Annotated in this window: 19 protein-coding genes; 15 read left to right on the top strand and 4 right to left on the bottom strand. The window is 64.0% G+C overall.

Going from position 1 to position 21,072, the window contains the following annotated elements:
- Positions 1 to 63 precede the first annotated feature (63 nt).
- The 3 genes from NKH42_RS03290 to NKH42_RS03280 all read right to left on the bottom strand — a co-directional run bounded on the left by NKH42_RS03290 (position 64) and on the right by NKH42_RS03280 (position 5,039).
- A complete protein-coding gene (locus tag NKH42_RS03290) occupies positions 64 to 1,389 on the bottom strand; it encodes an ActS/PrrB/RegB family redox-sensitive histidine kinase (RefSeq protein WP_352506958.1) in 1,326 nt (441 codons plus the stop codon).
- Between the two features lie 100 nt (positions 1,390 to 1,489).
- Complete coding sequence (gene hrpB, locus NKH42_RS03285; protein WP_352506960.1) at positions 1,490 to 4,072, bottom strand: ATP-dependent helicase HrpB; 2,583 nt, start codon at positions 4,070 to 4,072, stop codon at positions 1,490 to 1,492.
- A 76-nt stretch (positions 4,073 to 4,148) separates the two neighbouring features.
- Complete coding sequence (locus NKH42_RS03280) at positions 4,149 to 5,039, bottom strand: DMT family transporter (protein ID WP_352973923.1); 891 nt, start codon at positions 5,037 to 5,039, stop codon at positions 4,149 to 4,151.
- A gap of 27 nt (positions 5,040 to 5,066) precedes the next feature.
- Here NKH42_RS03280 and NKH42_RS03275 point away from each other — a divergent pair, with 27 nt between their 5' ends.
- The 14 genes from NKH42_RS03275 to dhaK all read left to right on the top strand — a co-directional run bounded on the left by NKH42_RS03275 (position 5,067) and on the right by dhaK (position 17,789).
- Positions 5,067 to 5,756 carry a PIG-L deacetylase family protein gene (locus NKH42_RS03275; RefSeq protein WP_352751984.1) on the top strand — a complete coding sequence of 230 codons (690 nt, stop codon included), beginning with the start codon at positions 5,067 to 5,069 and terminating at the stop codon, positions 5,754 to 5,756.
- A 210-nt stretch (positions 5,757 to 5,966) separates the two neighbouring features.
- A complete protein-coding gene (locus NKH42_RS03270) occupies positions 5,967 to 7,298 on the top strand; it encodes an ABC transporter substrate-binding protein (RefSeq protein ID WP_352751982.1) in 1,332 nt (443 codons plus the stop codon).
- Positions 7,299 to 7,425: 127 nt separating this feature from the next.
- The gene (locus NKH42_RS03265; protein ID WP_352751995.1) at positions 7,426 to 8,373 is read left to right on the top strand and encodes a carbohydrate ABC transporter permease; all 948 of its coding nucleotides are present in this window, start codon (positions 7,426 to 7,428) and stop codon (positions 8,371 to 8,373) included.
- Positions 8,370 to 9,320 carry a carbohydrate ABC transporter permease gene (locus tag NKH42_RS03260; RefSeq protein WP_254816115.1) on the top strand — a complete coding sequence of 317 codons (951 nt, stop codon included), beginning with the start codon at positions 8,370 to 8,372 and terminating at the stop codon, positions 9,318 to 9,320. Before NKH42_RS03265 ends, NKH42_RS03260 begins: the two co-directional genes overlap by 4 nt.
- Complete coding sequence (locus NKH42_RS03255; RefSeq protein ID WP_352479849.1) at positions 9,317 to 9,517, top strand: hypothetical protein; 201 nt, start codon at positions 9,317 to 9,319, stop codon at positions 9,515 to 9,517. Before NKH42_RS03260 ends, NKH42_RS03255 begins: the two co-directional genes overlap by 4 nt.
- Positions 9,518 to 9,520: 3 nt before the next feature.
- On the top strand, positions 9,521 to 10,633 hold the full coding sequence (locus NKH42_RS03250) for an ABC transporter ATP-binding protein (RefSeq protein WP_352506963.1): 1,113 nt from the start codon (positions 9,521 to 9,523) through the stop codon (positions 10,631 to 10,633).
- Positions 10,626 to 11,639, top strand: coding sequence for an ABC transporter ATP-binding protein (locus NKH42_RS03245; protein ID WP_352506964.1), 1,014 nt, complete (start codon positions 10,626 to 10,628; stop codon positions 11,637 to 11,639). Before NKH42_RS03250 ends, NKH42_RS03245 begins: the two co-directional genes overlap by 8 nt.
- Positions 11,640 to 11,706: 67 nt before the next feature.
- Positions 11,707 to 13,350, top strand: coding sequence for a dihydroxyacetone kinase subunit DhaK (locus NKH42_RS03240; RefSeq protein ID WP_352506965.1), 1,644 nt, complete (start codon positions 11,707 to 11,709; stop codon positions 13,348 to 13,350).
- An 81-nt stretch (positions 13,351 to 13,431) separates the two neighbouring features.
- A complete protein-coding gene (gene dhaL, locus NKH42_RS03235) occupies positions 13,432 to 14,034 on the top strand; it encodes a dihydroxyacetone kinase subunit DhaL (RefSeq protein ID WP_352506967.1) in 603 nt (200 codons plus the stop codon).
- Complete coding sequence (gene dhaM, locus NKH42_RS03230; RefSeq protein WP_352506968.1) at positions 14,031 to 14,420, top strand: dihydroxyacetone kinase phosphoryl donor subunit DhaM; 390 nt, start codon at positions 14,031 to 14,033, stop codon at positions 14,418 to 14,420. Before dhaL ends, dhaM begins: the two co-directional genes overlap by 4 nt.
- Positions 14,421 to 14,442: 22 nt before the next feature.
- Complete coding sequence (locus NKH42_RS03225; RefSeq protein WP_023676329.1) at positions 14,443 to 14,745, top strand: HPr family phosphocarrier protein; 303 nt, start codon at positions 14,443 to 14,445, stop codon at positions 14,743 to 14,745.
- Complete coding sequence (gene ptsP, locus NKH42_RS03220) at positions 14,729 to 16,345, top strand: phosphoenolpyruvate--protein phosphotransferase (protein WP_352751980.1); 1,617 nt, start codon at positions 14,729 to 14,731, stop codon at positions 16,343 to 16,345. The genes NKH42_RS03225 and ptsP overlap by 17 nt, the downstream gene beginning before the upstream one ends.
- A gap of 8 nt (positions 16,346 to 16,353) precedes the next feature.
- Positions 16,354 to 16,776, top strand: coding sequence for a hypothetical protein (locus tag NKH42_RS03215; protein ID WP_352479842.1), 423 nt, complete (start codon positions 16,354 to 16,356; stop codon positions 16,774 to 16,776).
- A 26-nt stretch (positions 16,777 to 16,802) separates the two neighbouring features.
- Positions 16,803 to 17,789 (top strand): dihydroxyacetone kinase subunit DhaK, encoded by a 987-nt coding sequence (dhaK, locus tag NKH42_RS03210; RefSeq protein WP_352751978.1) that lies wholly within the window; start codon positions 16,803 to 16,805, stop codon positions 17,787 to 17,789.
- 283 nt (positions 17,790 to 18,072) lie between these two features.
- Here the strand turns inward: dhaK and NKH42_RS03205 are convergent, their stop codons facing one another.
- Positions 18,073 to 18,870, bottom strand: coding sequence for a DUF2259 domain-containing protein (locus NKH42_RS03205; protein WP_352973921.1), 798 nt, complete (start codon positions 18,868 to 18,870; stop codon positions 18,073 to 18,075).
- A 170-nt stretch (positions 18,871 to 19,040) separates the two neighbouring features.
- On the opposite strand from NKH42_RS03205, the gene NKH42_RS03200 reads away from it, so the two are divergent.
- Positions 19,041 to 20,948, top strand: a complete 1,908-nt coding sequence (locus NKH42_RS03200; RefSeq protein WP_352506972.1) for a propionyl-CoA synthetase — start codon at positions 19,041 to 19,043, stop codon at positions 20,946 to 20,948.
- Positions 20,949 to 21,072: the final 124 nt, after the last annotated feature.

Here is a 21,072-nt window from a genome sequence, read left to right as displayed (position 1 = left end):
CGTGCTGAAAATCCTGCTGCCTGATTTTTACGCAAATATAGTTTCGCAACGCTATTGTCCAATTTAGGCCGTGTCGAACATGGTGGCCGAAGCCTGCTCGGGATTAAGGAAGACGCTGCGCGGCCACGATATCTGCACGATAGCGCCCTCGCCGGGCTCGCTCGAATTGCGGAAATCGAGCGTCGCGCCGGAGCGTTCGAGCAAGGTCTTGGCGATGAATAGGCCGAGGCCGAGGCCGCCGCCGGCTTCGGTGCCCTGGCGGGTCGACATATAGGGTTCGCCGATACGGTCGATGATCTCCGGTGGAAAGCCCGGCCCGTCGTCGATGATCGAGAAGCTGACGGCGGCCTCGTTCCACCTCCAGCGTATGGTGACGTTCTTGCGGGCGAAGTCGACGGCGTTCTCGACCAAATTGCCGAGGCCGTAAATGACGCCCGGATTGCGCCGGCCCACCGGTTCCGGGCCGATGCGCTCGCCCGGCCGAAGCTTGATCGAAATGCCGAAATCGCGGTGCGGTGCCGTCACTTCCTCGACCAGCGAGGTCAGCGGCAGGCGCGAGAGGTGCACTTCGCTCTCGGAGGAAAGGCTGGTCAGGCGCTTCAGGATTTCGCGGCAGCGCTCGCTCTGCGAACGCAGCAGCTTCACGTCCTCGCCGTATTTCGGATCTTCGCCAAGCGCCTTCTCCATCTCCTTGGCGACAAGCGTGATGGTGGCGAGCGGCGTGCCGAGTTCGTGCGCGGCGGCCGCGGCGAGGCCGTCGAGGGCCGAGAGATGCTGTTCTCGCTGAAGCACCAATTCCGTGGCGGCAAGCGCGTTGGCAAGCAGCCGCGCCTCCTCTGCCACCCGGAAGGCATAGATCGCGGTAAAGGCGATGGAGCAGAACACCGCCATCCACATGCCGGCGACATAGATGAAGGGCATCGCCAATGGCGCCCCCTCATGCCAGGGCAGCGGCAGGTGGTAGAAGACCAGCAGCGTCGCCGCCACGATCACCAGCGCGCCGAGCAGAGCCGTCAATCGCAGCGGCAGCGACGTCGCCGAGACGACGACGGGCACGGTCATCAGCAGCGAAAACGGATTGGTAAGGCCGCCGGTCATGTAGAGCAGGCCGGCAAGCTGCAGGCTATCGAAGGTCAGGATGGCAAAGGCCGAGAACGGGGTAAGCCGATGCGCCGCCGGATAGCGGAAGGTCAGCAACAGGTTCATCCAGGCCGAACAGGCGATCAGCGCAAAACACATGCTGACCGGCAGCGGAAATTTCAGCCCGTAGGCGACGACAAGCACAGTCAGGCTCTGGCCGACAATGGCAAGCCAGCGCAGCCTGATCAGCGTGTTGAGGCGCAGCCGCTGGCTTTGCTGGAAGTCGGGCGCGTGCAGAATGTTTATCATGGCGGGATTATAGAGGGGAAACCGCTGGAGGTCTTTCCGAAAACCGGGACCACCTTCCGCTGACGCGGACCTTCGGGTTGTGATCATGGTCCGGGAAGCATCAGGTACCGCGCGGCTTCGCGCGGCTCGTGGCGGCGGCGAGAAGCGGGTTCTCCGGCCAGACATGCCTGGGATAGCGGCCACGCATCTCTGCCCGCACATCGGCCCAGGAGCCGCGCCAGAAGCCGGGCAGGTCGCGCGTCGTCTGGATCGGCCGGTGCGCCGGCGACAGCAATTCGAGGGTCAGCGGCACAGTGCCGTTGGCGATCGCCGGATGCCGGTCGAGGCCGAACAGTTCCTGCACGCGCGCCGCCAGCACCGGCCATTCGCCGTCATAGCGGATCGGTAGCCGGCTGCCCGACGGCGCGTCGAAATGGGTCGGCGCCAATGTGTCGATCTTGCGCTGCAATTCGTGCGGCACCAGCGTCATCAGGCCTTGCGAAAGCACGCTAGGATCAATCGCCGTAAAGGCTGTGGCACCGGAAAGGAATGGCAGCAGCCAGTCGTCGAGGCGCTCGACGAGCGCGGCATCGGAGACATCGGGCCATGGCGCGCCGAGGCCGCGATGCAGCCAGCCGAGCCGCTGCCGCAACGTCTCCGCCTCCCTGGTCCACGGCAACAGGGACAGACCGTGTTCGCGCAAGGCGTCGAGGATGGCGCGATCCGCGTCGGCACCGGTCGGCGCCGGCAGCATGCGTTCGGACAACGTGATGGCCCCAAGGCGAACCGTTTCGCGCACCCGCACGGCGCGCCTGTCGCGGTCGAAGCTGACCTCGCGGCGCGTCTCGATCCTTTCCGCCAGCGCGGCACGGATATCGGTCTCATCGATGGCTGCCGCCGCGGTGATGCGGGCGTTCTGCGCCTTGCCCTGCAGGTCGGCGACGACGAGCCATGTCTCGCCGGCCAGCGGATCGGAGGCGTCGAGCGTGGCGCCCGAGCCGTTGGCAAGCACGAAGCGGCCACGCTCGCCGCGCGCTTTGGCGACCCGATCCGGCCAGGCATGGATGAGGAGCGAGCCGGCAGTGCTGCCCTTCTCCTTGAGGGGAGGGTTGATCCGCGTAGCGGATCGGGGCGGGGTCGATTCGGGCACGCCATCGGCGACCCCGCCCCGTCTCCCTCGTCTCGCTGCGCTTGGCTCGTTCGCCGACCCTCCCCTGGAGGGGGACGACGAAGCCTGCTTTGCCAACCTCTCGGCCAACTGCCGGGCAGCGGTGGAACGCGGCGATCTGTCGGCGTGAAAGCGCATTAGCTGCCGTTCGAGATCGGCACCCTCGCCGCCAAGGCCACGCTCGGTCAATAGCACGGCGAGCATCGCCGCCTCGAGCGCCTGTCCGGTCCTTGCCGCCTCGGCGACCATGTGGGCGAGCCGCACCGGTAGCGCCAGCCTGCGCATCGCGGCACCGGCATCCGTCAGGCGTCCTGCTGCATCGACCGCATCGAGCGCACGCAGCAGCGCCCTCGCCTCGGTGAGCGCCGCAGCCGGCGGGGGATCGAGGAAGGACAGGCTGGTCGGATCGGCGACGCCGAACGCGGCGCAATCGAGCAACAGGCCGGAAAGATCGGCCTCGAGGATTTCCGGCGGCGTGAAGGCCGGCAGTGCCGTCGTCTGCTCGGCCCGCCACAACCGGATGGCGACGCCGGGCTGCGTGCGCCCGGCACGGCCGGCGCGCTGGTCGGCGGAAGCGCGCGAAGCACGCACCGTCTCCAGCCGCGTCAGGCCGCTCGCCGGCTCATAGCGCGGCAGCCGCGACAGGCCGGAATCGATGACGACGCGCACGCCATCGATGGTGATGGAGGTTTCGGCGATCGACGTCGCCAGCACCACCTTGCGGCGGCCGGGCGGCGCAGGCTTGATCGCCGCATCCTGCCTCTTGTTGTCGAGCATGCCGTAGAGCGGCACGATATCGGTGTCGGCACCGACCTTGCCGGCCAGCCGCTCCGCGGTGCGCTCGATCTCGCGCTGGCCGGGCAGGAAAGCGAGCACGCTGCCCACCTCCCCGGCAAGCGCCGAGCGGATCGCCCTGGCCATCGCGTCCTCGATGGCGATGCCGGCCGGCCGCTCGTCATAGCGGATGTCGACCGGAAAGGCGCGGCCTGCGCTCTCGATCACCGGCGCGCCGGACAGCAATTTTGCGACACGCGCGCCATCGAGCGTCGCCGACATCACCAGCAATCTGAGGTCGAGCCTCAGCGCACTTTGCACGTCGAGCGCCAGCGCCAGCCCGAAATCGCCGTCGAGCGAGCGTTCGTGGAACTCGTCGAACAACACCGCCGCGACACCGGGCAACTCGGGATCGTCGAGGATCATGCGGGACAGCACGCCTTCGGTGACGACGAGAATCCTGGTCTTCGCGGACGTGCGGTTTTCCATGCGCATGGCATAGCCGACAGTTTCGCCGGGCTCTTGGCCAAGCAATTCGGCCATGCGGCGGGCGGCAGCGCGGGCGGCGAGGCGGCGAGGCTCGAGCAGAATGATTTTTCCGGCGCCTAGCCATTCAGCGTCGAGCAGTGCCAGTGGAACCAAAGTCGTCTTGCCGGCGCCGGGCGGCGCCACCAGCACGGCGCTGTTACCATGGCTCAGCGCTTCATCGAGCGCCGGCAAGACAGCGGAGACCGGCAGGTCCGGCAAGAGTTTTGTGGTCATTGTGCTAATGCTGTGCAGCCAGTTGGCGCCGATCGCGTATCGGCGGTGACGGTCGCGGCGCAACCTCGGCGCCGATTCAAAGCCTGGTCCGCGAAAACGGGTTCCAGCGCACCGTGCCGAGCCGCACCTCCTCGCGCACCATCGTCAGCAGGCCGGAACCGCCGACCACGGCGAGCCCGACCAGCGACAGAAAATCCGGATATTCCCTGAAGAACAACGCACCTAGAAGCACCGCCCAGACGATCTGCGAATAATGCGTCGGCGCGATGCGGTTGGCCGGTGCGTATTTGACCGCCAGCAGATGCAGCAGCTGGCCGCCGGCGGTGAAGGCGCCGGCCAGCACAAGCCACGCCCATTGCCTGCCATCCGGCAGCGAGAACGAGGTGGCCGCCGCACCGACGCCGTTGAAGAGCAGGCCGTAGCCGATCAGCACGCCGAGCATCGTCGTGCGTTTTTCCTGAGCGGCGAGCGAACGCATCAGGATGACATTGGTGGCGGCCAGGAAAGCGATGATGAACGCCGCCAGATGACCAAGATGCAACTCGCGAAAACCAGGCCTGACGACCAGCATGACCCCGGCAAAGCCAGCGACGACCGCAAGCCACCGCCATGGGCCGACCTTCTCCTTGAGGACCAGCGTGGCCAGGATGGTGACGAACAGCGGCGCCAGGAAGATCAGCGCATAGACTTCCGCCAGCGGGATGGTGGTGAAGGCATAGACGCTGAGCACACCCGACGCGATGCCGGCCCAGGCGCGGGCCTGTACCGCCCAGGGCCGGGTCGTGCGCCAGAAATCGCGCCAGCGCTCGCCTGGCGGCCTGGCGAAAAGCAGGAAACAGCCGGCAAACAATGTCGAGAAGAATCCGATCTCGAAGACATTGAACTGCCCGCCCAGGCTTTTGACAACGGCGTCGCTGCACGAATAGCTTGCATAGGCGATGAGAGCGAGCAGAATTCCGTTGGGCACGTTTTTCCGTTTCCGGGAGAGATGAGAGTGAAGATACTGGCGCTTGGCGCGCATCCGGACGACATCGAGATCTTCATGTTCGGTACGATGGCGGCCTATGCCGCGCAAGGCGCAGAACTCTTTTTTGCCATAGCCACGGATGGCACCAGGGGCGGCTATGGCGATCCGGCCGCGCTTGCCCGCACGCGCCGCAAGGAGGCGACCGCGGCGGCCGGTCTGCTTGGCGTGACGCCGCGCTTCCTCGACTTTCCCGATGGCGCGCTGGTGGCGGACGCGGCCCTGATCACGGCGCTGAAAGCAGTGATCGGCGAGATAGGGCCGGATCTGGCGATCACGCATGCGTCGAACGACTATCATGGCGACCACCGCGCGCTGTCGGATGGCGTGCGCATCGCCGCATCATTCTCGGTGCCGGTGCTGCATGCCGACACGTTCGGCGGCACCGGGTTTTCGCCAACGCACTACGTCGATACCTCCACGCATTTCGATCTCAAGGCGGAGGCGATCCGGGCGCACCAGTCGCAGGATCCCGAGCGTTTCGTCGACGCGGCGCGCACGCAGAACGCCTTTCGCGCCGGCCAGTGCAACGGCCCAGCCGGATCATTCGCCGAGGCCTTCCGCTTCGAGCCGGTCTTCCCCTTCGCCGATATCCGCGCGCTGCTGCCGCCGGCCCCAGTGATCCGACCGGTGACGGTCAGCAACAAGACGGTGACCTAGGCAGGCCGCCGCAACTTCTCACGTTGGTTCCTATCCAGCATGCTGCGGTGCAGCAACGAATTCGCTTGCGTTGTTTAGTAAAAATTGCATCACTAAACAAATTACTGAACATCTGGGCGTTGCCGCCATTGTGTTTAGGCCCCGGAGGAGAGGGGTTTAGCGGGCTCTTGAAACCGTCATCCGGACGCGTTTCGCAAATGGGAGGAAGGCATGAAATCGACCTTTAAATTGGCGTTGGGACTGGCCTCGGCACTCGTCGCGTCGACAGCCGTTTCGAACGTCGCGCAGGCAGAAGATCTGACGCTTTGCTGGGCAGCCTGGGACCCGGCCAACGCGCTTGTGGAATTATCCAAGGACTTCACCAAGGAAACCGGCATCGGCATGAAATTCGAGTTCGTGCCGTGGACCAACTATGCCGACCGCTTTCTCAATGAGCTGAATTCGCACGGCAAGCTGTGCGACTTGATCATCGGCGACAGCCAGTGGATCGGCGGCGCCGCCGAGAACGGCCATTACGTCAAGCTGAACGACTTCTTCGACAAGGAGAAGATCAGCATGGACGATTTCGTGCCGGCGACCGTCGTCGGCTATTCGGAATGGCCGAAGAACTCGCCAAATTACTGGGCGCTGCCGGCGATGGGCGACGTCGTCGGCTGGACCTACCGCAAGGACTGGTTCTCCAGGCCGGAGCTGCAGAAGGAATTCAAGGAAAAGTATGGCTGGGATCTCGGCCCGCCGACGACCTTCGACCAGCTGAAGCAGATCGCCGAATTCTTCCAGAAACGCGAGATCGACGGCAAAACCGTCTATGGCGCGTCGATCTATACCGAGCGCGGCTCGGAAGGCATCACCATGGGCGCCATGGACGTACTCTACAGCTTCGGCTTCCAGTACGAAAACCCGAAAAAGCCCTACGAGATGGAAGGCTTCGTCAACTCCGATAAATCGGTGAAGGGCCTGGAGTTCTACAAGGCGCTCTATGACTGCTGCACGCCTCCCGGCGCCTCGAACAGCTACATGGGCGAAGGCGTCGATGCCTTCAAATCCGGCCAGGTGGCGATGCACATGAACTTCGCCTTCACCTGGCCAGGCCTGCAGAAGGACGAGAATGTCGGCGGCGACAAGATAGGTTATTTCGTCAATCCCAAAGGTCCGGACGGCGACCAGTTCGCCCAGCTCGGCGGCCAGGGCATCTCGGTGGTCTCCTATTCCGACAAGCAGGAAGCCGCGCTCAAATACATCAAATGGTTCGCCAACAAGGACGTGCAGTCCAAATGGTGGTCGCTCGGCGGCTATTCCTGTCTCAACGCGGTCGTGAAGGACCCGGGCTTCCCGGCCAGCCAGCCCTACGCGCAGACCTTCCTCGACTCGATGGCCATCGTGAAAGACTTCTGGGCCGAGCCGAGCTATGCCCCGCTGCTGCAGGCATCGCAGAAGCGCTTCCACGACTATGTCGTTGCCGGGCAAGGCTTGGCCAAGGATGCCCTCGACGGCCTCGTCAAGGACTGGACCGAGGTCTTCCAGGACGATGGCAAGATGTAACCGGGCAAGATGTAACCGGCTCCTCCCGAGCCCATGACCGAACCGTCCCGTGCCGCCCTTGGCACGGGACACAGTTCAGATAAATTCCATTGTCGAGACGATCCAAGTGACCGAAGCAGGACTGACCATGCTCAATCGGACTGCGGACAGCGTTGCCCGGGCTACGCCCGAGCCGTTGGCCCGCAAGGTCCGGGGCATCAGCGACAAGGGCCTCGCCTGGCTGTTCATTTCGCCGACGATCCTGTTGCTTCTAGCCATCAACATCTTCCCGCTGTTCTGGGCGATCTATCTGTCCTTCAGCAATTTTCGCGCCAATCGTCCCAATGAGGTGGTGAAGAACCTTGGGCTCGCGAACTACAAGCGCATTCTCGCCGACCAGGACATCTGGATCGCCATGCAGACGACGGCGCATTTCGTGTTCTGGACCATCCTGCTGCAGACGCTGATCGGCTTTACGCTGGCCTGGCTGATCGACCGCAAGTTCCGCGGGCACGCCTTCTGGACGACCATCATCCTGGTGCCGATGATGCTGTCGCCGGCGGTGGTCGGCAATTTCTGGCGCTTTCTCTACGAGCCGCAGATCGGGCTGTTCGCCTACGCTGTCTCGTTCGTCACCGGCATTCCGGCAACGCAGATCAGCATGCTCTCCAACGTGTCGCTGGCGCCATGGTCGATCATCATCGTCGACACTTGGATGTGGACGCCTTACGTGATGCTGATCTGCCTCGCCGGCCTGCGCTCGATCCCCGAATACATCTACGAAGCGGCCGAGGTCGACCGCGCCTCCAACTGGCGGCAGTTCTGGTCGATCACGCTGCCGATGGCGCTGCCCTTCATCATGCTGGCGGTGCTGTTCCGCGGCATCGAGAACTTCAAGATGTTCGACATGGTCAATTTGCTCACTGGCGGCGGGCCGGGATCGACCACCGAAGTGGCCTCGATCACGCTGAAGCGGCAGGCCTTCGAAAGCTGGCGGACGGGCTATTCCTCGGCCTTCGCCATCATCCTGTTCGTCGCGGTGTTCGGCCTGGCCAACATCTACGTCAAGGCACTGAACAAGGTGAAGCAGAGATGAGCCTGACGTCAGCCCATTCCGTTGTCGCACCCTCGGCCACGTCGAAGCGCGTCGCCGGCACGATCATCGTTGCCTACGCGCTGATCTCGATCGTGCCGCTGCTGTGGATCTTCGCCACCAGCTTCAAGACGCCGCCGGATTCGATCGCCTATCCGCCGAAGATCCTGTTCCAGCCGAGCCTCGAGGGCTACTGCAACTTGTTCTCGACCCGGACTCGGCAAACCCCGGAATACATCAACTCCCTGGGACCGGCGACGGGGGTCTGCGACGAGACGGTGCGCAAGCGCAATATGGTGATCGCCGGCCCGTCGAACTTCATGCCGCGCTTCGTCAATTCGCTGATCATCGCCTTCGGCTCGACGTTTTGCGCGGTGTTCCTCGGCACGCTGTCGGCCTATGGTTTTTCGCGCTTCAAGGTGCCGCTCGCCGACGACCTTCTGTTCTTCATCCTGTCGACGCGCATGATGCCGCCGATCGCGGTCGCGATTCCCATCTACCTGATGTATCGGGAGCTCGGACTGTCGGACACCGCGCTCGGCATGATCCTGCTCTACACGGCGGTCAACGTGTCGCTGGCAGTCTGGCTGCTGAAAGGCTTCATCGACGAGATCCCGCGCGAATATGAAGAGGCGGCGATGATCGACGGCTACACCAGGCTGCAGGCGTTCTGGCGCACCGTGCTGCCGCAGGCGACCACGGGCATTGCCGCGACCGCCATCTTCTGTCTGATCTTTGCCTGGAACGAATACGCCTTCGCTGCGCTGCTGACCTCGGGCACGGCGCAGACCGCGCCGCCCTTCATCCCGACCATCATCGGCGAAGGCGGCCAGGACTGGCCGGCGGTCGCGGCCGGCACGACGATCTTCCTGGTGCCGATCCTGGTCTTCACTATCCTGCTTCGCAAGCAATTGCTGCGCGGCATCACCTTCGGCGCGGTGCGCAAATGAGCCTGACCGTAAAACGCAAATCGCGCTGGCCCGTCTGGGCCAGGCGCGGACTGATGGAAAACGTCGCCACGGCGATCATCGCCATCGGCTTCCTGATGCTGTTCCAGCCCTTCGCGCTGGCGCTCTACACCTATTCGTTCGTCACCATGCTGGCCGGCACGGCGATGTTCATCATCGTCTCGAAATTTCCGGAGTAGACGATGGCTGAGATCAGGGTCGAACATCTGAGAAAGGCATTCGGCGATTTCGTCGCCGTGCAGGATTCCAACTTCGTCGTCGAGGACGGCGAATTCTTCGTCATGCTGGGGCCGTCGGGTTGCGGCAAGACGACGACGCTTCGTATGATCGCCGGGCTCGAACTGCCGACCGGCGGCAAGATCCTGCTTGGCGGCGAGGACGTCACCATGCGGCGTGCCCGCGAGCGCGACATCGCTTTTGTGTTCCAGCTGTTCGCGCTCTATCCGCACATGAATGTGAGAAAGAACATCGGTTTCCCGCTGCTGGCGCAAGGCATGCCAGGCGCTGAAATTCGGGCCAGGGTGGAAGAGACGGCGAAGCTGTTGCGGATCGACCATCTGCTCAACAAATCGGTCTCCGGGCTAGCCGGCGGCGATCGCCAGCGCGTGGCGCTCGGCCGCGCCATCGTGCGGCGGCCAAAATGTTTCCTGATGGACGAACCGCTCGGCACGCTCGACACCGAATTCCGCGATCTGATGGTCCATGAGCTGCGCGAATTGCACAACCGCATCCACGCCACCACCGTCTATGTCACGCACGACCAGATGGAAGCGATGTCGATGGCCGACAAGATCGCGGTGATGAACCATGGCGTCATCGAGCAGTTCGGCACGCCGCGTGAGATCTACGACCGGCCGGCGACGATGTTCGTCGCCGACTTCATCGGCTCGCCGCCGATGAATTTCCTCGGCTTCGACGGCGGCCTTTCAAAGGGCGCCAGGGAAGTTGTTGTGCAGGGCGCGACGGTGGCCGTGCCGGAGGTGCGCGAGGATGTCGCGCCGGCCGAGATGGCGCTTGGCATCCGACCGGAGCACATCCGCTTCGACGACGCTTCGAAGCTGCGCGGAGCTGTTTACGGCACGGAATATCTCGGCACCACCCAGATCGTGGCGGTGGAGACGGCAGACGGCATCATCAAGGCCAGGGTGCCGGCCGAAATCCGGCTCAATCCGGGCGATCATGTGGGCCTGGCGCTGAACAGCGCGCGGCTGTCGCTGTTCGCAAAAGGATCCGGCCGTGCGGTGCGCACCGAAATCCATGACTCGGCCTCCCAGGGGAGAGCGCATCATGGCTGACGTTCACATCAAAGGCGTGACAAAGGCTTTTGGCGAGCATGTCGCCGTCGACAATCTCGATTTGCATATCGCCGACGGGGAATTCGTCGTGCTGCTCGGGCCGACCGGCGCCGGCAAGACGACAACGCTCAGGCTGATCGCCGGGCTTGAGCGTCCGGAAGCGGGCTCGATCCATATTGCCGGCCACGACACGACGACGCTGTCGCCGGCCGAGCGCGACACCGCTTTCGTGTTCCAGCAATATTCGCTCTATCCGCATCTGTCGGTTTACGACAACCTCGCCTTTCCGCTGCGCTCGCCGGCGAGGAAAATGCCGGAGGATCAGATTCGCCGCCGCGTCGAGGACGTGGCCAAGATGGTGCGCATCCACCACAAGCTGAATAATCGCTCGACCAAACTCTCGGGCGGCGAAATGCAGCGCGTCGCCATCGGCCGCGCTTTGGTGCGCAAGCCGTCGATCTACCTGATGGACGAGCCGCTGTCGTCGCTCGACGCCAAGCTGCGCGCCGATCTCAGGCTCGAGCTGAAGCGTATACAGGCCGAACTCGGCGCCACCATGCTCTACGTCACCCATGACCAGATCGAAGCGATGACCATGGCCGACCGCATCGGCATCCTCGCCGACGGCGTGCTGGTCCAAATCGGTTCGCCGCGCACGATCTATTCTGAGCCGGCAAACCTTCACGTCGCGGCCAGGCTCGGCCAACCGGCAATCAATTTGTTGCCGGTCGGACTGCTGCCGGATGGCGGAGCGCCGGCGGGGACCAGGACAATCGGTGCGCGGACCGAACATCTTTCGATCGCGAAGGCGGCGAACGGCCATGCCGACGGCGTCGTCGATTGGGTCGAGCATCTCGGCGACCAGAACCATCTGCATGTGACGGTGGGGACCAGGAAGCTGGTGACGCTGACCGACCCCGACACCGACCTGGCGCAGGGCGACAGGATCATGATCCGCTATCGCTCGCCGCTGTATTTCGGCGCCGATGGGCGACGGCTGCTGTGAGCGCTGCGCGGGTGTTTTCCTGGCACCTTTCAACCGGCAATTTCGGGCACCGGAGTGGACCAATTCGATGAAGCATTTTTTCAATCGCAGGGATACGATCGTAACTGAGGCCCTGGACGGCTTTCTCGGCACGACCGGCACCGGCGATCTCGCCCGCCTCGACGGCTATCCCGAAATCAAGGTCGTCCTCCGTGCAGACTGGGACAAGAGCAAGGTCAGCATCATCTCCGGCGGCGGGGCCGGGCACGAACCCGCGCATGCCGGCTTCGTCGGCATGGGCATGCTCACGGCGGCGGTATCAGGCGAGATCTTTGCTTCGCCGAGCGTGGAAGCAGTATTGACGGCCATCCGCGCGGTGACCGGTCCCGCCGGGTGCCTGCTGATCGTCAAGAACTATACCGGCGATCGCCTCAACTTCGGCTTGGCCGCCGAGAAGGCGCGCGCCGAAGGCTTCCGCGTCGAGATGGTGATCGTCGCCGACGACATCGCCCTGCCTGATATTGCCCAGCCGCGCGGCGTTGCCGGCACCTTGTTCGTGCACAAGATCGCCGGCCACATGTCGGAAGCCGGCAACGATCTGTCGACGGTTGCCGCTGCTGCGCGGGCCGCGGCGGCGGATATCGTTTCCCTCGGCATATCGCTGTCATCCTGCTCGATCCCCGGTCAGAGCCATGACGAAAGATTTGGCGCCGACGACGCTGAACTCGGCCTCGGCATCCATGGCGAACCGGGCGTTGAGCGGATTGCGGTGCAAAGTGCCGAAAGGCTGGTTGCGATCATGTCGGAGCGCCTTGCCGCGCGGCTCGATCCCGCCAGCGACTACGCCTTGCTGATCAACAATCTCGGTTCGGTGCCACCGCTGGAAATGTTGCTTGTCGCCAATGCGGTGTTGACATCACCGCTGGCACGAAAGGTGACGCTGACGATCGGACCCGGGCAGCTTATGACCGCGCTCAACATGAACGGCTTTTCCTTGTCGCTGATCCGGCTCGATGCGCCGCGCGAAGCGGCGTTGAGGGCGCCGGTAGGCCCTCACGCCTGGCTGCCGGCAAGAGCCGTTCGCCAAGCCAGCGTCGTGCCGATGGCCAAAGCCGCCGGCCGGGGCAACGCGTCGAAAGCCAGCCCGGACGCACGCACCGAGCGGCTGGTGGTCGCCATCTGCGAACGGCTGATCTCGCTTGAAGGCGCGTTGAACGGACTGGACGCCAAGGCGGGAGACGGCGACACCGGATCGACTGTGGCGGCCGGTGCGCGCAGCGTGCTTGGCCGCCTTGCGGCGCTGCCGCTCGCCGACCCTGCCGCCACGCTGGCCGCCGTGGGCGACATCCTGAGTGCCAGCATGGGCGGCTCCAGCGGCGTGCTGTTGTCGATCTTCTTCACCGCCGCCGGGCAGGCGCTGGAGTCTGGCGAAACGCTTCCCAAGGCGCTTCTCGCCGGCCTCGATCGGATGTCCTTCTATGGTGGAGCGAGGATGGGCGATCGCACGATGGTCGATGCCTTGGAACCCGCCTTGAAGGCGCTGGATAGCGGCAGTCTGGAGGATGCGGCGGTCGCGGCGCGACGCGGCGCCGAGGCCACCGCTGCCATGCGCAAGGCCAAGGCCGGGCGGTCCGCCTATATTGGCAGCCAGCTCGACGGCGTGGTCGACCCCGGCGCCTTTGCCGTCGCCGAGGTCTTCACGGCCCTCGCTGCGTTGCTCGAACCCGCTTGACTGGGGAAAAGAATGCTTCAATTGCCGGATATGCAATTTTCTCGTACTGCCGGCAGCGTAGGGGCCAGGAGCATGGGTGATATGGCGGCAGCGGATATTTCCAGGCTGATCGAGGCGGCGGCAAACACCATCGCCGCCCATGCCGAAGAGCTGACCAGGCTCGACCAGGCCATCGGCGACGGCGACCATGGGCTCAACATGAAACGCGGCTTCGAGGCCGTGCGGGCCGAGGCCGGCGTGTTTGCGGCAAAGCCGTTGCCCGAGGCGCTGAAGGCGATCGGCACCAAACTGGTGATGACCGTCGGCGGAGCCTCCGGTCCCTTGTTCGGCACGCTGTTCATGGTGCTCGGCAAGGAGATTCCCGCGGCGCCGGATCGCGCCGATCTGGCGGCGGCCTTCGGCAAGGCGATTGAAGCAGTGGCCGCCAGAGGCAAGTCGCAGGCCGGGCAAAAAACCATGCTCGACGTGCTGCAGCCGGTGCACGAGGCCCTGCTGCAGGGAAAGGCGGCAGCGGACATCGCCGAGATCGCCGACAACGCAGCCGACGCGACTGTGCCGATGAAGGCGCTGCGTGGGCGCGCCTCCTTCCTTGGCGACCGTTCGATCGGTCATATGGATGCCGGCGCACGCTCGACCGCGCTTCTGGTGCGGGCCGTAGCCGAAGCAATCGAGAGGCGCGCATGAGCAATGTCGGCATCGTCATCGTCTCGCATTCGCCGCTGGTCGCCGAAGGCACCGCCGACATGGTGCGGCAGATGGTCGGCAACGAAGTGCCGCTTGCATGGTGCGGCGGAAACGGCCATGGCGGGCTGGGAACCAATGTCGAGGCGATCATAGGTGCCATCGACAAGGCCTGGTCGGAGGCGGGTGTCGCGATCCTCGTTGATCTCGGAGGTGCCGAGACCAATAGCGAGATGGCGATCGAGATGATCGGCGAACCACGCGCCCAGAAGATCGTCGTCTGCAATGCGCCGATCGTCGAAGGCGCGGTGATGGCGGCGACCGAGGCTTCCGGCGGCGCCTCGCTCAGGGAAGTGGTGGCGACGGCGCACGAATTGTCGCCGTCGTGAACGAACGGGAATTTTGACAAGCATGTCCGCAGCAGCCGAAGCCAGCGTCCTGATCACCCATGAGGTGGGGCTGCATGCGCGTCCTTCGGTGAAGTTCACCAAGCTTGCCAAGACGTTTTCGGCCGACGTCGAGATTGCGCTCGCCGCCAACGGGCCATGGTTCGACGCCAAGAGCATCGTCAAGGTGATGGCTGCGAAAGCGCCGAAAGGCACTGTCCTGCACATCAGAGCCAAAGGGGACGGCGCCGGCGAGGCGGTCGGAGCACTGGTCGAGCTGGTGCGCCGCGATTTCGACGAAGGCAAGGACCATGCCCGAACCGCTTAGGCTGCAGGGCATTTCGGCATCGGCCGGCTATGCCGAGGGGCCGCTGTTCGATCTAGACCAGGCTGCTGTGCGTTATGTCCGCAAGGCGACTGCCGCGGGCGAGAAGGCGGCGCTTGAGGCCGCCATCTCCATTGCCGCGGGCCGGCTCGCGACATTGATCGAAAGCAGCGACAGCGAGGCGGCCGCCATCCTCGAATTCCAGCTCGCCATGCTGGAGGACGACGCGCTGACCGGCCCGGCCTTTGCGCGAATTGCCGACGGCATGGCTGCTGATGTGGCTTGGCGAAAAGCGCTCGACGCCGAGATAGCCGGCTATGAAACATCCGAGCAGGACTATTTCCGGGCGCGCGCCGCCGACATGCGCGATATACGCGACCAGGTGCTGCGCGCGCTGACCGGGGGCGGCGACATTGCGCCGCCGGCGGGTGCGATCTTCTACGGCGAGGATATCGCACCGACGCGCTTCCTCGAAACCGACTGGAGTGCAGGCGGCGGCATAGCACTTACGGCAGGAAGTGCCGCAAGTCATGTCGCAATGCTGGCACGCTCACGCGGCGTGCCCATGGTGGTGGGGCTTGGGCTCATGGAGCGTGGGCTGGCCAGGCCAGGTGCTTCGCCGGCTCACCTTACCGGAATCGCACTGCTCGATGCCGAACATGGTGGCATCGTGTTGGCGCCTTCGAAAGCGGAGATCGCCATATTCCGGCGATCGTCGTCGTCTTTCGCGGCGCATCGCGGCAAAGCGGCAGCCTATCTGACAAGGCCGGCGGCAACGAAGACCGGCATAGCGGTCCGCGTGCAGGTGAATATCGCCGATCCGTCCGATGTCGACAGCATCGATGCTGCGGCGTGCGACGGTGTCGGGCTGATGCGGACCGAATTCCTGTTCGGCAAGACGCTGCCGGGCGAGGAGACGCAATATCGCGCCTACCGCAAAGTGCTGGAATGGGCAGGCGAGAGGCCGGTGACGATCCGTACTGTCGATGCGGGCGGCGATAAGCCTGTGCCGGGCCTCACCGTCGAAGAAGGTAATCCGTTCCTTGGCCTGCGCGGCATCAGGCTGTCGCTGATGCGTCCGGAGGTCTTTCGTGTGCAGATCCGCGCCTTGCTACGTGCCGCCATGCACGGCAATTTGAAGGTGATGTTCCCGATGATCGCCGTTCCGGAAGAGTATGAACACGCCACCGCGCTGTTCGCGGAGGAGCAGGCTGACCTTTTGGCGCGCGGCATCGCGCACAAAATGCCGCCGCTTGGCATCATGGTCGAGGTGCCGTCGGTGGCCATCGCACCGGAGGCATTCGCCAAGGCCGCCTTCTTCTCGATCGGTTCGAATGATTTGACCCAATACGTGATGGCGGCCGCGCGCGACAATGCGTCGGTCGCACATCTGAATTCCGTCAGGCACCCGGCCGTGCTCCGGCTGATCGCCTCCGTTGCGGCCTTCGGCCGCGGGCATAATATCCCGGTCAGCCTGTGTGGCGATGCCGGCGGCGACCCCGCCTCGATCCCGGCGCTGCTCGAAACCGGCCTGCGTGACCTCTCCGTCGCTCCCGCCCAACTCGCGATGGCCAAGGCGGCCATCGCGGACGTTTCGATCTAGGCCCCGGCATGGCTGACAAGGCGTCGCAATCCGGCCCCGAAGAGGCGATCCGCGCCTACAAGACGATCCTGTCGCAGGTGATCGACCAGCGCCCGTCCGGCATGCGCCAGCGCCTCGCCGACGCGCTTGGAAAACACCGCAGCTTCGTCACGCAGATTTCAAGCCCAGCCTACTCGACGCCGATCCCGTCGAAGCATTTGCCGGCTATCTTCTCCGTCTGCCATTTCAGCCCGGTCGAACGCGATCATTTCCTTGAGGCCTACCATCGGGCGCATCCGGGAAAGATGTCGCTGGCCGCAGGCATGCGCAAGACACGTCATGTCTCGCTGATCGTTCCCGATTTCGGCGACGACAAGCAGAACGCGGCGCTCGACCGGGCGGTCAACGATTTCATCCAGAAGATCACCAGCATCGCCGGCAAGGGCAGCTGACGCTGGGCTATTTCGGGAGGACAGCCATGAAGAAATTTCTGAATTCGGTCGATACGGTGCTGACCGAGAGCCTCGACGGCTTCGTTGCAGCGCATGCCGATATCCTGGCGCTTGGCGAGGAACACAAATTCATCCGCCGCAAGCTGCTCAAGCCGGGCAAGGTGGCGCTGATCTCCGGCGGCGGCTCGGGTCACGAGCCGCTGCATGGTGGGTTCGTCGGGCACGGCATGCTGGATGCCGCCTGCCCCGGCCAGGTATTCACCTCGCCGACGCCTGACCAGGTGATGGCGGCGGCCGAAGTCGTCAATACGGGCGCCGGCTGCCTGTTCATCGTCAAGAACTACGAGGGCGACGTGATGAATTTCGACATGGCCGCTGAAATGTCGGAAGGCGTGATGCAAATCGTGACCAATGACGACGTCGCGGTCGAAAACTCGTCCTACACAACCGGCCGGCGCGGCGTCGCCGGTACGCTGGTGGTCGAGAAAATCGTCGGCGCGGCGGCCGAAGAAGGCATGCCACTGGAGCCGTTGAAGGCGCTGGGCGAGCGCGTCAACGGCGCGACGCGCTCGATGGGCGTGGCGCTGACCAGTTGCACCGTGCCGGCGGCGGGCAGGCCGACCTTCGATATCGGCGACGGCGAGATGGAGTTCGGGGTCGGCATCCATGGCGAGGCCGGAAGGCGGCGTGACACATTGAAAAGCGCCGACGCCATCACCGACGAGATCTGTACCGCAATCCTGGGTGACCTGGGCGACGGTGCCAGAGGCCAGGCGCTGCTCTTCGTCAACGGCTTTGGCGGCACACCGTTGATGGAGCTTTACCTGATGTACAACAGCGCCCGCAAAATCTTCGAGAAGCACGGCGTCACAGTGACCCGGTCGCTGGTCGGGTCCTATGTGACCTCGCTCGACATGGCCGGCTGTTCGATCACGCTGAGCATGCTCGACGACGAGGCGGCTGTTTGGTGGGATGCACCGGTACATACGGCCGCACTGCGCTGGGGCATGTAGCGGCGGAGAATGCCCCAGAAATAGCCGGTGATAGGACCGACATCGGCAACGCCGCGTATCGTCAGACAGTTGCCCTCCTCACCCTGCGTAAGATAAGGAATCTGCGGGTTTGGGGAGTTCGAGCATGCGTTACAATTGGGATCGGGCGCCGACGGGTTTCGAGCGCCATGGAAAGATGCTGGCAGCCGCCTTGCTGATCGCCGGCGGGGTCGGACTTATGCTCGCTGCCCTCCCGCTTTAGGGACAACAACTCGGGTAGCGGACTACTTCCGTGCGCGTTGCCTCAGTTCACCTGGCCTGTCACGGCGAGAAAACGGCGGTCACGCCCTTCAAATCCCTGGCTGAAGCGCTGCACGAGCACGACAACCACGCCCGCTTTGCCGTCTGGGGTGAAGGTGTAGGATTCCGACACGCTGTAGGAGGTCGGGCAATTCCTCGAACCGGGTACGGTCTTGTCCTCGTGCAACACCTTGATCGGATGACCGTCCTGGCCCTGCAGCGTCAGGCGAAAGCCGAGCGCCTTGCCGGTCGTCTCGCCCTGCTGCGCCCCGTCGAAACTCGCTGAACAATCCGCCGTGCTATCGGCAAGAATCTGCTCGAGCTGAATGGTCGAGATGCCAAGCTCGTCATAGGTCGGCGAAAGCCATTGTTGCGAAACCTGCTCGAGGCGCGCAATGTCGCTGTAGGCGACCATGTCGTCGGGAAAGGTGAACCTGTCCAAGGCAGTCCGCTCGCCACGCGGCGCTATGTAATACTTGGCCAGCAAGGGCGCCGCCTGCTCCGCGGCCTGTGCCCTTGCCTGCGCAAGTGTCAGCGTCGAATCCTCCGTCTCGTCGACGACGAGGATCGGCTTGCCGCCGACGAACTGATCGGTGCGGGTGTCGATGATGTCGATCTCCGACCAGCCCGAATCCGAAGCACCGGCATCGAGCGTGCCGTACTGTTCGAAGGCGAAGTAGTCGCCGTCTGGCGAAAAGCCGATGACGCGCCGAGCCGCCGCGTCGCCTGCCTGAGCAGCTGAAGCGAGCACCACCGCCAGCGTCGCAACCGCGGCAAACCCAAGCTCATATCGCAATTTCATCGCGCCCTGCCCCTAATGCCGAAAATTCGAACGATACCGGCCCCCAGACCACCATGACCCGCACTTGCGGCCAAGTTAGAACGACAGCAAACGAAACGCACAAATACATGGTTACACAAACCAGCATACGCTATTTCAAGGACAGCAAACATTCCTGGGGAGGAAGCTGGATGGCGTCACGCTACCACGAGATCTATGACGGCTGGAAACGCGACCCGGAAAAGTTTTGGGCCGATGCCGCGGGCGCTATCGACTGGTTCTCGCCCTTCGAGACCGTGTTCGACGCCAATGCCGGCGTCTATGGCCGGTGGTTCAACGGCGCTTCCTGCAACACCTGCTTCAATGCCGTCGACCGCCACGTGGCGGGCGGCCGTGCCGACCAGATCGCGTTGATCCATGACAGCGCGATTTCGGGCACAATCAGAAAATTCACCTATGCCGAGTTGAGGCGCGAGGTGGTCGCGCTGACGTCGGTGCTCAAGAATCGCGGCATCCAAAAAGGCGATCGCGTCATCATCTATATGCCGATGGTACCAGAAGCAGCCTTCGCCATGCTTGCCTGTGCGCGGATCGGCGCCGTACATTCGGTGGTCTTCGGCGGCTTTGCCTCGCATGAGCTCGCCACCCGCATCGACGATGCCAAGCCGAAGCTGATCATCTCGGCGTCCTGCGGCCTGGAGCCAGGGCGCGTCGTTGCGTATAAACCGCTGCTCGACAAAGCGATCGAGATGTCGCGGCACAAGCCCGAAGCCTGCCTCATCCTGCAGCGCGACCAGCTGCGCTGCGAGCTCAGGGAAAATTACGATATCGACTATGCCGACGCCGTGGCGCGAGAGCGGGCCGCCGGCGCCAATGTCGACTGTGTCCCGCTGCTTGCCACCGATCCGCTCTACCTCATCTACACGTCGGGCACGACCGGCCAGCCGAAAGGGATCGTCCGTGACAATGGCGGCCATATGGTCGCGCTGAAATGGTCGATGGAAAACGAGTTCGGCGTCAAGCCGGGCGAAGTGTTTTGGGCGGCTTCCGATGTCGGCTGGGTGGTCGGCCATTCCTACATCGTCTACGGCCCGCTGCTGCATGGCTGCACGACCGTGCTGTTCGAGGGCAAGCCGGTCGGCACGCCCGATGCCGGCACCTATTGGCGGGTGATTGCCGAGCACGGCGTCGTCGCGCTGTTCACCGCGCCAACCGCCTTTCGCGCCATCAAGGGACAGGACCCGAAGGGCGAATTCGTCCCGAAATACGACCTGTCCAAATTCCGCACGCTGTTCCTCGCCGGCGAGCGCGCCGATCCGGAAACCATCAAATGGGCGGAGCAGAAATTGAACGTGCCGGTGATCGACCATTGGTGGCAAACCGAGACCGGCTCGCCGATGACCATCAACCCCGCCGGACTGGGCCTGCTGCCGGTCAAATACGGCTCGCCCGGCGTGCCGATGCCCGGCTATGACATCCGCGTGCTCGACGATGCCGGGCATGAGGTCAAGCGTGGTACGCTTGGCAATGTCGTGGTGAAATTGCCATTGCCCCCCGGCTGCCTGCCGACGCTGTGGGATGCCGACGAGCGGTTTCGCCAAGCCTATCTCGAGGAGTTCCCCGGCTTCTACAAAACCGCGGATGCCGGCATGATGGACGAGGACCGCTATCTCTATGTCATGGCCCGCACCGACGACATCATCAATGTCGCCGGCCACCGGCTCTCGACCGGCGCCATGGAGGAGGTGCTGGCCGCGCATCCCGACGTCGCCGAATGCGCCGTCGTCGGCATTGCCGATGCGATGAAAGGCCAGGTTCCGCTCGGCTTCGTCGTGCTGAATGCGGGCGTCGACCGCGATGCAGGGATCATCGAGAGCGAGGTGGTTACGCTGGTGCGCGAACGGATCGGCCCTGTCGCAGCTTTCAAGACGGTAGTGACGATCAAGCGCCTGCCGAAGACGCGCTCCGGCAAGATCCTGCGCGGCACCATGCAGAAGATCGCCGACAAGGAAGAATGGAGTATGCCCGCGACGATCGACGATCCCGCCATCCTCGACGAGATCACCGCCGCGCTGAAGGGCCGCGGGATCGGCCTGTAAGAACGCCGAAGCCGAGTTGCGTTCGAAGCTCCGGTATGGAACGACCGGTGCCAGACATGGTATCCACGCGCTGCGTCGCCATGTTGTTTCGAGATCGAGGCGCATTCACAGCCATACGGGACGC

The organism is Mesorhizobium sp. M1142 (assembly GCF_040318565.1).
Taxonomy (GTDB): Bacteria; Pseudomonadota; Alphaproteobacteria; order Rhizobiales; family Rhizobiaceae; genus Mesorhizobium.
This window is presented reverse-complemented; position numbering and strand designations above follow the sequence as displayed.

Excerpts from the sequence above, each read along its gene's own strand:
- NKH42_RS03250 (WP_352506963.1), top strand. The coding sequence starts at position 9,521 with ATGGCTGAGATCAGGGTCGAACATCTGAGAAAGGCATTCGGCGATTTC.
- NKH42_RS03215 (WP_352479842.1), top strand. The coding sequence starts at position 16,354 with ATGGCTGACAAGGCGTCGCAATCCGGCCCCGAAGAGGCGATCCGCGCC.
- NKH42_RS03205 (WP_352973921.1), bottom strand. The coding sequence starts at position 18,870 with ATGAAATTGCGATATGAGCTTGGGTTTGCCGCGGTTGCGACGCTGGCG.
- ptsP (WP_352751980.1), top strand. The coding sequence starts at position 14,729 with ATGCCCGAACCGCTTAGGCTGCAGGGCATTTCGGCATCGGCCGGCTAT.
- NKH42_RS03225 (WP_023676329.1), top strand. The coding sequence starts at position 14,443 with ATGTCCGCAGCAGCCGAAGCCAGCGTCCTGATCACCCATGAGGTGGGG.
- dhaL (WP_352506967.1), top strand. The coding sequence starts at position 13,432 with ATGGCGGCAGCGGATATTTCCAGGCTGATCGAGGCGGCGGCAAACACC.
- NKH42_RS03200 (WP_352506972.1), top strand. The coding sequence starts at position 19,041 with ATGGCGTCACGCTACCACGAGATCTATGACGGCTGGAAACGCGACCCG.
- dhaK (WP_352751978.1), top strand. The coding sequence starts at position 16,803 with ATGAAGAAATTTCTGAATTCGGTCGATACGGTGCTGACCGAGAGCCTC.
- NKH42_RS03240 (WP_352506965.1), top strand. The coding sequence starts at position 11,707 with ATGAAGCATTTTTTCAATCGCAGGGATACGATCGTAACTGAGGCCCTG.
- NKH42_RS03265 (WP_352751995.1), top strand. The coding sequence starts at position 7,426 with ATGCTCAATCGGACTGCGGACAGCGTTGCCCGGGCTACGCCCGAGCCG.
- NKH42_RS03270 (WP_352751982.1), top strand. The coding sequence starts at position 5,967 with ATGAAATCGACCTTTAAATTGGCGTTGGGACTGGCCTCGGCACTCGTC.
- NKH42_RS03290 (WP_352506958.1), bottom strand. The coding sequence starts at position 1,389 with ATGATAAACATTCTGCACGCGCCCGACTTCCAGCAAAGCCAGCGGCTG.
- NKH42_RS03260 (WP_254816115.1), top strand. The coding sequence starts at position 8,370 with ATGAGCCTGACGTCAGCCCATTCCGTTGTCGCACCCTCGGCCACGTCG.
- NKH42_RS03245 (WP_352506964.1), top strand. The coding sequence starts at position 10,626 with ATGGCTGACGTTCACATCAAAGGCGTGACAAAGGCTTTTGGCGAGCAT.
- hrpB (WP_352506960.1), bottom strand. The coding sequence starts at position 4,072 with ATGACCACAAAACTCTTGCCGGACCTGCCGGTCTCCGCTGTCTTGCCG.
- NKH42_RS03255 (WP_352479849.1), top strand. The coding sequence starts at position 9,317 with ATGAGCCTGACCGTAAAACGCAAATCGCGCTGGCCCGTCTGGGCCAGG.
- dhaM (WP_352506968.1), top strand. The coding sequence starts at position 14,031 with ATGAGCAATGTCGGCATCGTCATCGTCTCGCATTCGCCGCTGGTCGCC.